The organism is Bradyrhizobium sp. Y36 (assembly GCF_002531575.1).
In the GTDB taxonomy this organism is placed as follows: domain Bacteria; phylum Pseudomonadota; class Alphaproteobacteria; order Rhizobiales; family Xanthobacteraceae; genus Bradyrhizobium.
This window is the reverse complement of record NZ_NWTI01000022.1, coordinates 98,316-111,120: the sequence shown is the minus strand read 5'-3', so window position 1 is coordinate 111,120 and position 12,805 is coordinate 98,316. Positions and strand designations below refer to the sequence as shown.

At 65.7% G+C, this 12,805-nt stretch carries 10 protein-coding genes; 9 read left to right on the top strand and 1 reads right to left on the bottom strand.

The features are described from left to right. Window position 1: 1 nt before the first annotated feature. From CO669_RS29190 to trmB, 5 genes are all read left to right on the top strand, one after another. A complete protein-coding gene (locus tag CO669_RS29190) occupies window positions 2–1,120 on the top strand; it encodes a hemolysin family protein (protein ID WP_245444557.1) in 1,119 nt (372 codons plus the stop codon). Then, window positions 1,117–2,730, top strand: coding sequence for an apolipoprotein N-acyltransferase (gene lnt, locus CO669_RS29185; protein WP_097663396.1), 1,614 nt, complete (start codon window positions 1,117–1,119; stop codon window positions 2,728–2,730). Before CO669_RS29190 ends, lnt begins: the two co-directional genes overlap by 4 nt. Before the next feature lie 222 nt (window positions 2,731–2,952). Continuing rightward, entirely contained in the window at window positions 2,953–3,366 is a 414-nt protein-coding gene (locus CO669_RS29180) for a helix-turn-helix domain-containing protein (protein WP_018319423.1), read from the top strand. 86 nt (window positions 3,367–3,452) lie between these two features. Then, the gene (locus tag CO669_RS29175; protein WP_097663395.1) at window positions 3,453–4,610 is read left to right on the top strand and encodes a M20 family metallopeptidase; all 1,158 of its coding nucleotides are present in this window, start codon (window positions 3,453–3,455) and stop codon (window positions 4,608–4,610) included. After that, a complete protein-coding gene (gene trmB, locus CO669_RS29170) occupies window positions 4,607–5,317 on the top strand; it encodes a tRNA (guanosine(46)-N7)-methyltransferase TrmB (protein WP_097663394.1) in 711 nt (236 codons plus the stop codon). The genes CO669_RS29175 and trmB overlap by 4 nt, the downstream gene beginning before the upstream one ends. A 124-nt stretch (window positions 5,318–5,441) precedes the next feature. On the opposite strand, the gene CO669_RS29165 is transcribed toward trmB, so the two are convergent. Then, window positions 5,442–6,524, bottom strand: a complete 1,083-nt coding sequence (locus tag CO669_RS29165; RefSeq protein WP_097663393.1) for a DUF2336 domain-containing protein — start codon at window positions 6,522–6,524, stop codon at window positions 5,442–5,444. 360 nt (window positions 6,525–6,884) lie between these two features. On the opposite strand from CO669_RS29165, the gene rimP reads away from it, so the two are divergent. The 4 genes from rimP (at window position 6,885) to infB (ending at window position 12,742) form a co-directional block, all read left to right on the top strand. Continuing rightward, window positions 6,885–7,643 (top strand): ribosome maturation factor RimP, encoded by a 759-nt coding sequence (rimP, locus tag CO669_RS29160; RefSeq protein WP_097663392.1) that lies wholly within the window; start codon window positions 6,885–6,887, stop codon window positions 7,641–7,643. A 2-nt stretch (window positions 7,644–7,645) separates the two neighbouring features. Beyond that, entirely contained in the window at window positions 7,646–9,256 is a 1,611-nt protein-coding gene (gene nusA, locus CO669_RS29155; RefSeq protein WP_097663391.1) for a transcription termination factor NusA, read from the top strand. 23 nt (window positions 9,257–9,279) lie between these two features. Next, window positions 9,280–9,963: an RNA-binding protein gene (locus CO669_RS29150; protein WP_097663390.1), complete on the top strand. Its 684-nt coding sequence runs from the start codon at window positions 9,280–9,282 to the stop codon at window positions 9,961–9,963. Between the two features lie 70 nt (window positions 9,964–10,033). After that, the gene (gene infB, locus CO669_RS29145) at window positions 10,034–12,742 is read left to right on the top strand and encodes a translation initiation factor IF-2 (RefSeq protein ID WP_097663389.1); all 2,709 of its coding nucleotides are present in this window, start codon (window positions 10,034–10,036) and stop codon (window positions 12,740–12,742) included. The last annotated feature ends 63 nt before the right edge of the window (window positions 12,743–12,805 follow it).

Below are 12,805 nucleotides of genomic sequence, written 5' to 3'. Positions count from 1 at the left end.
AATGCCGGAGTCCGACCCGATTCAGGACAATCCGCGCAACACGGCCAACCTGCCGGCCGTGGTGACACAGGGCGAGGTGATGCGCCCGACCGCCGATGGCTGGCTCTTGCGCGCCATCCGCACGCTGTTCGGCTGGAAGGCGGGATCGGTGCGCGACGACCTTCAGGTCGTGCTCGACGCGACGACGCCTGACGACACCGGCTTCTCGGCGGTCGAGCGCACCATGCTGCGCAACATCCTGGGTCTGCACGAGCGCCGCATCGCCGACGTCATGGTGCATCGTGCCGACGTCGTCGCGGTGAAGCGGGACATCCCGCTCGGCGAATTGATGGATCGCTTCGAGAGCGCCGGCCATTCCCGCCTCGTGGTCTACAACGAGACGCTCGACGATCCCGTCGGCATCGTCCACATCCGCGATCTGCTCGCCTTCATGACCGCGCGCGCCCGCGTCTCGGAAGCCACCAAGACCAAGCGCAAGAAGCCGCTGCCGGCCGGGCTCGATTTGCGTGCCGTTGATCTCGCGATGCCGCTCGAGGACGCGCGCATCATCCGCAAACTGCTCTACGTGCCGCCGTCGATGCGGGCGATCGACCTGCTCGCGCAGATGCAGGCCACGCGCATTCACCTTGCGCTCGTCGTCGACGAATATGGCGGCAGCGACGGGCTGGTTTCGCTCGAGGACATCGTCGAGCAGATCGTCGGCGAGATCGACGACGAGCACGACAGCGACGAGCCGCCGTCGATCGTGCGCCTGCCCGACAACGCCTTCATCGCCGACGCGCGCGCCAGCCTCGACGACGTCCGCTCGGTGATCGGCGAGGATTTCGTCACCGGCGAAGCCGGCGAGGAGGTGGAGACGCTGGGCGGCTATCTCGTCAGCTTCGTCGGACGCCTGCCGGTGCGCGGCGAAGTGATCTCCGGCCCCGGTACTTACGAGATCGAGGTGCTCGATGCCGATCCGCGCCGCGTCAAGCGGCTGCGCATCGCGACGCGCAAGGAACGGCCGGCGCCGCGAACCCAGCGTGAGAGAACCCGCCGCGAGGCCCCGCCGGACGGCGGTCAACCGCCCGCCAGCGACACGCAGAGCCCGCCGCCAAGCGACGGGACCAGCCAACAGTGAGCCCGCTGCAGCGCGTTCGGCAGATTGCGCTTGCCATCATCCTCACCTGGGGATGGAAGCGCGCCGTCGTCGCGATGGGGTGCGGCGCGCTGTCGGTGCTGGCACTGGCGCCGTTCAGTGTCTTTCCAGTGCTGTTCATCACCTTTCCAGTGCTGGTCTGGCTGATCGACGGCACCGGCGCCGGACGATATGGCGGCGTCCCTGCCGCAGCATTGACCGGCTACTGGTTCGGGCTCGGCTATTTCGTCCCCGGCCTGTACTGGATCGGCTACGCTTTCTTCGTCGATGCCGACGTGTTCGCCTGGCTGACGCCGTTCGCCGTGCTCGGCCTGCCGGCTTATCTGTCCATCTTCACAGCCATCGGCTTTGCGCTGGCGCGGCTGCTCTGGACCAAGAACGCCACCCGCGTGCTTGCGCTCGCGGCAAGCCTCACCGTCAGCGAATGGCTGCGCGGCCACGCACTGACCGGCTTTCCCTGGAACGCGTTCGGTTATGCGCTGTCCGAGCCGCTGCCGCTGGCGCAGACCGCCTCGCTGATCGGCCTGTGGGGCATGACCTTCCTGACCGTTGCGATCTTCGCGAGCCCCGCGACGCTGATCGATCGCGCGCCCGATCGCCGCCTGCAATGGCGCGTGCCGGCGGCGGCAATTGCGCTGTTGATTGTCATGAGCATCTTCGGCGCGATCCGCCTGTCGCTGCATCCGACCACGATGGTATCGGGCGCCAAGCTCCGCCTGATGCAGCCGAACCTCCAGCAGGACGCGAAATTCAACTACGCCGCCAAGGCGGAAGTGATGAAGAAGTATCTCGCCCTGTCGGACCGTGCCTCCGGCCCGCAATCGACCGGCGTGCGCGATGCCACGATCCTGATTTGGCCCGAATCCGCCTTTCCGTTCTTCCTGACCCGCGAAGCCGACGCGATGGCAGAGATCGCCGATCTCCTGCCGAAAGGCACCGTGCTGATCACGGGCTCGGTCCGCGCGCCCGATCTGCCGCGGGGTACCCCGATCACGCGTGCCTATAATTCGATCTATGTGATCGATCATGACGGCAGCGTGCTTGCGGTCTATGACAAGCTCCATCTGGTGCCGTTCGGCGAATTTCTTCCCTATCAGGCGTTGATGGAGAAACTCGGCTTCGAGCAACTGACGCGTGTGCGCGGGGGCTTCATTCCCGGCACGGTGCGCCATGCATTGCCGGTACCCGGTGCACCGCCCGCGCTGCCGCTGATCTGTTACGAAGCAATCTTTCCCGGCGAAGTGGCGGGACGCAACGAACGTCCGGGCTGGATCGTGAACCTCACCAATGACGGCTGGTTCGGCATCTCGACAGGCCCCTATCAGCATCTGGAGCAGTCGCGGATGCGCGCGATCGAGCTCGGATTGCCGCTTGTCCGCTCTGCCAACACCGGCGTCTCCGCGGTGATCGATCCGGTGGGCCGCACCGTTGCCAGCCTCGGACTTGGAATCGAAGGCATTTTGGATGCAAGCCTGCCCGCCGCGATCCCGCCAACCCTCTATGCGCGCGTGGGCGACGTGCCCGCCGCCATGCTCGTCGCGCTGGCCGTGTTTCTGGCCGTTCGCCGGCGTGTCGCCCAGTCGCAGCGCTGATCGCAGCTTCGCCGCCAGCGCGGCCGGAAGCTTTTGACAACCGTACTCCCACGGTTGACAGACTGCACGCAGGCTCCCCATTCTGCACCGACTGCAAAAGACAGTGGTGCATTGCTAAATTTCTCCGCAATGTTTCCCAATAACAGGGTTTGATTTGACGTTGCTTGCACCTGAGGCACTCCAATTGATTGCGCTGAAGGTGGTGTTTGGAGGGCTGAGGAAATGTCGAAAGCGCCCAACCCTGTTGACAAATATGTCGGCAGTCGCGTGCGTATGCGCCGCATCATGTTGGGCATGAGCCAGGAAAAGCTCGGTGAAGCTTTGGGCCTGACTTTCCAGCAGATCCAGAAATACGAGAAGGGCACCAACCGGGTCGGCGCGAGCCGGATCCAGCAGATCGCCGAGATTCTGCAGGTGCCGGTGTCATTCCTGTTCGAGGGCGGCCCGAGCGGCGTGCCCGGGCCGGATGGCTTCAGCGAAGGCGCCTCGCCGTCTTACGTCTCGGATTTCCTCGCGACCTCCGAGGGCCTGGCCTTGACCAAGGCGTTCACGCGAATCACCGATTCGAAGATGCGCCGCTCGATCGTCGATCTCGTCGAGCAGATCGCAGCTCGCGAAGGTCCCGACAAGCGCTGAAGCGCCATCCCGGCGGCGATTTGAGACTGCGCCAAATCTGGCCTATGTCGTCATTTGTGGCCGCGATCTGATGCGCGTCCGCTTCGATGATGCGATTCAAAGGCACAGATGCGCCCATGACCAGCTCCAATTGGTTCGATTCCCAAACTATTCTCGATGGCATCCGCCGCTGGGTCGAGATCGAGACGCCGACGGAAGCACCTGAACAGGTCAACAAGCTGGTCTCGGTGGTCGCCGAGCAATACCGCGATCTGCCGGTCACGCTCGAGCGCGTCGCAGGCGTCGATGGCTGCGGCGATCATCTCGTGGCGCGCTCGAATTGGGGCCAGGACCAGCCGGGCATCCTGGTGCTGAGCCACCTCGACACTGTCCATCCCATGGGATTCATCGAGCGCCTGCCGTTCAAGGTCGAAGGCGACGTCGCGTTCGGTCCCGGCATCTACGACATGAAAGGCGGCGCCTACATCGCCCATCACGCGTTTCGTGCCCTCTGCGCCGACGGCGATCGTTCGCCGCTCGGCATCACCCACCTGTTCACCTCCGACGAGGAGATCGGCAGCCCGACCTCGCGCGCGCTGATCGAGCAGGAAGGGCGCAAGGCCAAATATGTGCTGGTGACGGAGCCGGCGCGCGACGGCGGCAAGATCGTCACCGGACGCAAGGGCGTCGGACGCTTCCGGGTGTTCGTCAAAGGCGTGCCGGCGCATGCCGGCTCGCGGCCCGAAGACGGCCGCAGCGCGGTGCGCGAGATCGCCAATATCATCCTGGCACTGGAAGGGATGAACGACCTGAAGCGCGGCGTCACCGTCAATGTCGGCGTCGTGCGCGGCGGCACGCGCCCCAACGTCACGCCGGAGGAGGCCTATGCCGAAGTCGATCTGCGCGTCGTGAGCCTCAAGGACGCAGACGAGTTCGTCGGCAAGATCCTCGCTTTGACCTCGAAGACCGACGGCGTCACCGTGACCGTCGCGGGCGAGCTCAACCGTCCGCCCTACGAGAAGAGCAACGCAGGCGCCTCGCTGTTCGACCACGCCAAGACGCTCGCCGGCGAGATCGGCTTCGAGCTGATCGACACCCACACCGGCGGCGGCTCGGACGGCAATTTCACCGCGCCGCATACTGCAACGCTCGACGGGCTCGGCGTCGACGGCAAGGGCGCTCACACCCATTATGAGCAGCTCTACATCTCCTCGCTCGCGCCGCGTGCGCGGCTGCTCCATCGCCTGTATCAGACGCTGCGATGAGCGAGCGCAAATCAGATCCAGATCGCGACGACAGCGAGCGCGCCTTCTTCGGGCGCCGCAAGGGCCACAAGCTCAGGCAGCACCAGGCCGAGCTGATCGATCATCTGCTGCCGCATCTTGCGCTCGACATCGACGGTGAGACGCCGGCGGACGCACGCGAGATATTTGGCACCGCAATCGAAGACGTGCGGCTCGAGATCGGCTTTGGCGGCGGCGAGCATCTCGCGGCCGAGGCCCAGACCTTCGCCACGACCGGCTTCATCGGCTGCGAGCCCTACGTCAACGGCATGGCAAAGATTCTCGCGCAGATCGAGGCGGCCAATATCGGCAACATCCGCCTGTTCGCCGGCGATGCCGCCGAGCTGCTGGCCTGGCTGCCGCAGAATTCGCTGTCACGGATCGACCTGATCCATCCCGATCCCTGGCCGAAGCGGCGGCACTGGAAGCGGCGCTTCGTTCAGGATCGCACGATCGCCGCGATGGCGCGCGTGCTGAAGCCGAACGGCGAATTCCGCTTCGTCTGCGATATCGACGATTACTGTGCCTGGACGCTGTCGCATCTTGCGCGCTCGCAGGACTTCGTCTGGCTTGCCGAACGCGCCGACGATTTCAGGCAGCCATGGGCGGGCTACACGATGACGCGCTACGGCCGCAAGGCGGCGCGCGAAGGACGCAAGGCGGCCTATTTGCGGTTCAGGCGGGTGTAGATTTTCGCGCGCGATCCATCCGCAGTCGTCATGCCCGGGCTTGTCCCCGGGCATCCACGCACTTTCTGCCGTGGGACGAAGCACGTGGATGGCCGGGACAAGCCCGGCCATGACGAGACCTGTATTAGATCGTCTGCCGGTTGCGCCAGAAATTCACGACGCGCTCGGCGGTCGTCGGCATCAGGCGCGTGAAGTTCACGCGCGCGGCCTCGATGTCGGCATCAGCAGGCGTGCGGTGCGGACCGTACCAGAGCAGGATGAGCGCCCGCACCGTGGGCCAGCCCAGATTCAGCACGCGGCCGACGATGAGAAGAGGATCGTAGCGGTCGCCTGAGATCAGGCGATCGAGAACCGAGAGGCGGACGCCGGACATCGCCGAGAGCGAGGCGATCGATTCCTCGTATTTGTTCGCCTTGGCGAAGCCGAGCAGCGCGCTCTCGCCGAGATGACCCTCGCGATGCAAGGTGAGCACCGTGCGCTGTGCCCCTGAGAAATCGCGCCGCGGTCCCGGCGGCAGCGCGGCTTCCTCGATCGCCGCCATCGCGCGCTTGATCTCGACCTGGCGCGCGGGATTGACCACGCTGGAGAGGCGGCGGCGGATGACGTCGAGCGTGCCGTCGAGAAGCTGCTTCAGGTTCTCGCCCGAAAGATCGGTGCGCTGGCCGATCTTGAGCGTCAGAACGCCGTCGTGCGCGGCACGCTTGACGAGCTCGGAATAGCTGCCGGGCGAGAACGCCGCGCCGGCGTTGCCCGCGGCACGGCGCACCACGTCGCGATCGCCGCGCTCGACCAGCACGTCGGTGATCTCGGTCGACAATGCGGGGCGCTCCGTCATCGCCAGCAGATGGCCCTGACCCTTCAGCCGCGCGATCTCGACCAGCGCGGCATCGTCGAGCACGGGCGAGCGGCGCAGCACCGGGCCGGCCACCATGATCTCGTTTTCGCGCGCCAGCTGATTGACCAGATGCGGCGGCGCGTTGTTCAGGTGCGAGAAGCGCTCGGCGAGGTCGACGCGCGAGGCAAGCTCCGCATGCGGCACGAGATCGATCAGGAGATTGTCGAAGAGATCGATGAGCTCGGGACGAAGATTGGCGGAATCCTGGAAGAACAATTCGGAGATGGCGCGCGCGATCTCGCCGCGTCGCCGCGGATCGCCGCGTCTGACGATATCGTCCAGTCCAGGAATGAGCGACGTGGCAACGGTCATGAAAACGCAACTCGAAGGGGGCACGCCGCGGGCGCGCCCTTGATCCAAGCCGCCCCACAATCAGCGAATTTAGGCCTGCTTCGTGAAAGAAGCGTTGCGCCAGGGGGAGCCGCAGACCGGCGCAAAAAGGCCCTCCGCCCCCGCAATGGGCCTTGTCCGGGAGGGGAGAAAGCGCTATATCAGCGCCAATTCATCTTCTCATACGATCCGCGTAGTGAGAGTGGGCCCGAAAGGACCCGCTCTTTTTTATTACCTGAGTGCGGCTCGGCGGAAGATGCGGCCCGACGCGTGTCGGGAGAGTTCCGAAGCGGGCTTTGAAATCGTAACCAAGCCTTAACCATCGAGCGCCTGATCCTGGACATGACCGAACCGAACTCTGGTTCCACGGACGCCGAATTGCTGGCCGAGCCGAGACTCGTGGTCGAGCCCGGCGTGGCGGCACGGGTGTCGGCGGTTGCAGCGCCGGTGCTGGAAGGCATGGGTTACCGCCTGGTCCGGATCCGGATTTCCGGCGAAGCCGGCTGCACCGTGCAGATCATGGCGGAGCGGCCGGACGGTTCGATGCAACTCGAGGATTGCGAGGCGATCTCGCGGGCGCTTTCGCCCGTGCTCGATGTCGCCGACCCGATCGATCGTGCCTATCGGCTGGAAATCTCCTCGCCGGGGATCGACCGGCCGCTGGTCCGCCGCTCCGATTTCGAACGCTATTCCGGCCATCTGGTGAAGATCGACATGGCCGTGGCCCATGAAGGGCGCAAGCGGTTCCGCGGCACCCTCGGTGCCGTCGAGGGCCAGCGCGTGCATCTGCACCGCGACGACGTCAAGGCGGGCGACAATCCCGACGTTCTCCTGACCATGGAAGATATCGGCGAGGCGCGCCTCGTGCTGACCGACGAGCTGATCGCGGAATCCATGCGCCGCGGCAAGGCCGAGGAGCGCCAGATGCGCAGGAATCTCGGCATTGAGCCGCCACAGGCGCCGCACGCCGAGATCAGCGCGAAAATCACCAAGAACACCAAGCCGGTGAAGAAGAAGCCGGCTCCGACCAACACCAAGAAACATCGCCTTGCCGCCGAACGCGCGCGGCGCGGCGAGATCGATCCTGACCAAGGAGACTAGCCATGGCAGTCAGCGCCAATCGACTTGAACTGCTCCAGATCGCCGACGCCGTTGCGCGCGAGAAATCGATCGACCGCGGCATCGTCATCGCGGCGATGGAGGACGCTATCGCCAAGGCCGCACGGGCCCGTTACGGCAGCGAGACTGACGTTCACGCCGAGATCGACCCGAAGAAGGGCGAGTTGCGGCTGTCGCGCCACATGCTGGTGGTCGAGAAGGTCGAGAACCACTCCAACCAGATCTCGCTGGTGGACGCACAGCGCGCCAATCCCGGCGCCCAGGTCGGTGACACCATCGCCGACACGCTGCCGCCGCTGGAATATGGCCGCATCGCCGCGCAATCAGCCAAGCAGGTGATCGTGCAGAAGGTGCGCGAGGCCGAGCGCGACCGGCAGTACCAGGAATTCAAGGACCGCATCGGCGACATCGTCAACGGCGTCGTCAAGCGCGTCGAATATGGCAGCGTGATCGTCGACCTCGGCCGCGGCGAAGCCATCATCCGCCGCGACGAGATGCTGCCGCGCGAAGTGTTCCGCAACGGCGACCGCGTCCGCGCCTACATCTTCGACGTCCGCCGCGAGACGCGCGGCCCGCAGATCTTCCTCTCCCGCACCCATCCGCAGTTCATGGCGAAACTGTTCGCGCAGGAAGTGCCGGAAATCTATGACGGCATCGTCGAGATCAAGGCGGTCGCCCGCGATCCGGGCTCGCGCGCGAAAATCGGCGTGATTTCCCGTGATTCCTCGGTCGATCCGGTCGGCGCCTGCGTCGGTATGCGTGGCTCGCGCGTGCAGGCCGTGGTGAACGAATTGCAGGGCGAGAAGATCGACATCATCCCGTGGTCGCCTGATATCGCGACCTTCGTGGTCAACGCGCTGGCGCCGGCGGAAGTCTCCAAGGTCGTCATCGACGAAGACCGCGAGCGCATCGAGGTCGTCGTCCCCGACACCAACAACCAGCTCTCGCTGGCGATCGGCCGCCGCGGTCAGAACGTGCGTCTGGCTTCGCAGCTCACCGGCTGGGACATCGACATCCTGACCGAACAGGAGGAATCGGAGCGCCGCCAGGCCGACTTCGAGAACTCCACCCGCGTCTTCATGGAATCGCTCAACGTCGACGAAGTGGTCGGCCAGCTGCTGGCGTCCGAAGGCTTCACCTCGGTCGAGGAACTCGCCATGGTGGACCTCAAGGAACTCGCCGGCATCGAGGGTTTCGACGAGGAGACCGCGCAGGAGCTGCAGAGCCGTGCCCGCGAATATCTCGATCAGCAGGAGGCGGAGATCGAGGCGAGGCGCAAGGAGCTCGGTGTCGAGGACGCCGTCAAGGACGTGCCCGGCGTCACCTCCAAGATGCTGGTGAAGTTCGGCGAGAACGATATCAAGACGGTCGAGGACCTCGCGGGCTGCGCCACCGACGATCTGGTCGGCTGGACCGAGCGCAAGGAAGGCGGCGAGCAGACCAAATTCCCGGGTGCGCTCGACGGCATCGACATCTCCCGCGACGATGCCGAAGCGATGATCATGCAGGCCCGCGTCAAGGCCGGCTGGATCACCGAGGCCGATCTCGCCAAGCCCGCCGAAGAGGCTGAGGCGACCGAAGATCAGCCGGCTTAAGGACGAAGGAGAATGTCGCCCGGATGCTTGCAGACACTGACCACGATCTCGACCATGGCCCGCGGACCGAAAGGTCCGCGACCATGCGGATGTGCGCGGTCAGCCGCGAGGTCCGGCCGATCGACGAGCTGATTCGCTTCGTCGTATGCCCCCAAGGCGAGATAGTTCCCGATCTCAAGCGCAAGCTGCCCGGGCGCGGCATGTGGGTGACTGCCTCACGCGAGGTGGTTGCGGAAGCCGTGCGGCGTCACCAATTTAGCAAGGCCTTCAAGCGCGAGCTGCGCATCCCTCAGACGCTTCCTGCCGACATTGAAGCGCTCCTGGTTCGGAGCGTGACCGAAGCCCTTGGGATCGCCGCCAAGGCGGGCCAGGTCGTCGCCGGCTTCGGCAAGGTCGAAAGCGCCCTTGGGGAGGGCACGGTCGAGGTCCTGATCCACGCCAGCGACGGGGCCCCGGACGGAATCCGCAAATTGGACATGCTGGCGCGTCAAAATGCCGGAAATCGCGGCGCCAAGCCGCAGATTCCCGTCATCACCGCCCTGAAATCGGTAGAATTGGATTTGGCACTGACCCGGTCAAATGTGATACATGCTGCCGTGCTCGCGGGCCCGGCGAGCAAGTCATTCCTGTCACGTAGCCAGATGCTGGTCCGATACCGGATGGCGGACGCTGACAAGACTGCCGAAGAGCCCGGCCAGGATTTCTGAGAGACAACGACGACCCGATTGGACGGTGCGGCAACGCACAACACTGATAAATCAGGATTAGGACTGCTGAATGGTTGATACCAAGACCCCTGGCGACAAGAAGCTGAGCGTTCCGAGCAAGACGCTATCGCTCAAGCCGCGCGTCGAAACGGGCACTGTGCGCCAGAGCTTCGCCCATGGCCGCAGCAAGCAGGTGCTGGTCGAGACTCGCGGCAAGCGCCGTAACCCCGGCGCTCCTGAGCCGCAGGCCGCCGAGGTGGCGAAGCCGGCACCCGCCGCGCCCGCACCGGCACCCTCGCGCCCGGCGCCGCCTGCTCCGCCGCGCAATGCCGGCTCCGGCGTGGTGCTGCGGACGTTGACCGAGGACGAGCGCTCCGCCCGCGCCAGCGCGCTGGCCGATGCGAAAGTTCGCGAAGTCGAAGAGCGCCGCCAGGCCGAGGAAGAGGCTCAGCGCCGCGCAGTCCGCGAAGCCGCTGAACGCGCCGAGCGCGAAGCCGCCGAATCCCGCCGCAAGGCCGAGGAAGAGCGCCACCGTCACGAGGACGAAGCCAAGCGCAAGGCCGAGACCGAGGCCAAGAAGCGTTTTGGCGAAGGCGAACAGCCGGCATCCGCGCCACGTCCCGCCGCAGCCGCCCCGGCGGCTCCCGCATCGCGGCCTGGCGCGCCCGCGCCGCGGCCCGGCGCCCCGACGGCACGCCCGGGAACGACGACAGCTCGCCCTGGAACCACGACGCAACGGCCGGCCGGCGGCCCGCTGGGCCGCGCGCCCGCGGTCGCAGCTGGACCGGACGAGGACGATGGTCCGCGTCAGATCCGACGCGGTCCCGGCGGCGCTGCGCGTCCTGCGGCGGCCCCCAAGACCACCCACAAGCCCGGCCCGCAGAAAGAGCGCGGCCGCCTCACGGTCGTCACCGCGCTCAATGCCGACGAGGTGCGCGAGCGTTCGATCGCCTCGTTCCGCCGCCGCACCCAGCGTCTGAAGGGCCACGCCTCGAACGAGCCGAAGGAAAAGCTCATCCGCGAGGTGGTGATTCCGGAAGCGATCACCATCCAGGAGCTCGCCAACCGCATGGCCGAGCGCGCGGTCGACGTCATCCGCATGCTGATGAAGCAGGGCGCGATGCACAAGATCACCGACGTGATCGACGCCGACACCGCGCAACTGATCGCCGAAGAGCTCGGCCACACCGTCAAGCGCGTTGCCGCCTCGGACGTCGAGGAGGGTCTGTTCGACCAGGTCGACGATTCCACCGACACCGAGACGCGTTCGCCCGTCGTGACCGTGATGGGTCACGTCGACCACGGCAAGACCTCGCTGCTCGACGCGCTCCGTCATGCCAACGTGGTCTCCGGCGAGGCCGGCGGCATCACCCAGCATATCGGCGCCTATCAGGTCGTCTCGCCCGAGAGCGGCAAGAAGATCACCTTCATCGACACGCCCGGCCACGCCGCGTTCACCGCGATGCGCGCCCGCGGCGCCAAGGTCACCGACATCGTCGTGCTGGTGGTCGCGGCGGATGACGGCGTCATGCCGCAGACGATCGAAGCCATCAACCACGCCAAGGCGGCGCGGGTGCCGATCATCGTTGCGATCAACAAGATCGACAAGCCCGATGCCAAGCCTGAGCGCGTGCGCACCGAGCTGCTCCAGCACGAGGTGCAGGTCGAATCGTTCGGCGGCGACGTCGTCGACGTCGAAGTGTCCGCCAAGAACAAGACCAACCTCGACAAGCTGCTCGAGATGATCGCGCTCCAGGCGGAAATCCTCGACCTCAAGACCAATTCGGAGCGTCCGGCCGAAGGCACCGTGATCGAAGCCAAGCTCGATCGCGGCCGTGGTCCGGTCGCGACCGTGCTGGTCCAGCGCGGCACGCTCCGGGTCGGCGACATCATCGTCGCCGGCGCCGAAATGGGCCGCGTCCGTGCGCTGATCTCGGATCAGGGCGAGACCGTGCAGGAAGCCGGTCCCTCGGTGCCGGTCGAAGTGCTCGGCTTCAACGGTCCGCCGGAGGCCGGCGATCGTCTCGCCGTGGTCGAGAACGAAGCCCGCGCCCGCCAGGTCACGAGCTACCGCGCCCACCAGAAGCGCGAGAACGCGGCTGCCTCGATTTCCGGCATGCGCGGCTCGCTCGAGCAGATGATGTCGCAGTTGAAGACGGCGGGCCGCAAGGAATTCCCGCTGATCATCAAGGCCGACGTGCAGGGCTCGCTGGAAGCGATCCTCGGCTCGCTGGAGAAGCTCGGCACCGACGAGGTCGCCGCCCGCATCCTGCATGCCGGCGTCGGCGGCATCTCGGAATCGGACGTGACGCTCGCGGAAGGCTTCAACGCCGTGATCCTCGGCTTCTCGGTTCGAGCCAACAAGGAGGCCGCTGCGGCCGCCAAGCGCAACGGCATCGAGATCCGCTACTACAACATCATCTACGACCTCGTGGACGACATAAAGAAGGCGATGAGCGGTCTGCTCGCGCCGACCTTGCGCGAGACCATGCTCGGCAATGCCGCGATCCTGGAGATCTTCAACATCTCCAAGGTCGGCAAGGTCGCCGGCTGCCGCGTCACCGACGGCACCGTGGAACGCGGCGCCAATGTGCGCCTGATCCGCGACAACGTCGTGGTGCACGAAGGCAAGCTGTCGACGCTGAAGCGCTTCAAGGACGAAGTGAAGGAAGTCCAGTCCGGTCAGGAATGCGGCATGGCCTTCGAGAACTACCACGACATGCGCGCAGGCGATGTCATCGAGTGTTATCGCGTGGAGACGATCCAACGCTCCCTGTAAGTCCAAATCTTACCGAAGCGTCCGGATCTTTTTGAACTGAAATTGCGGGAGTGCGATGGCCGG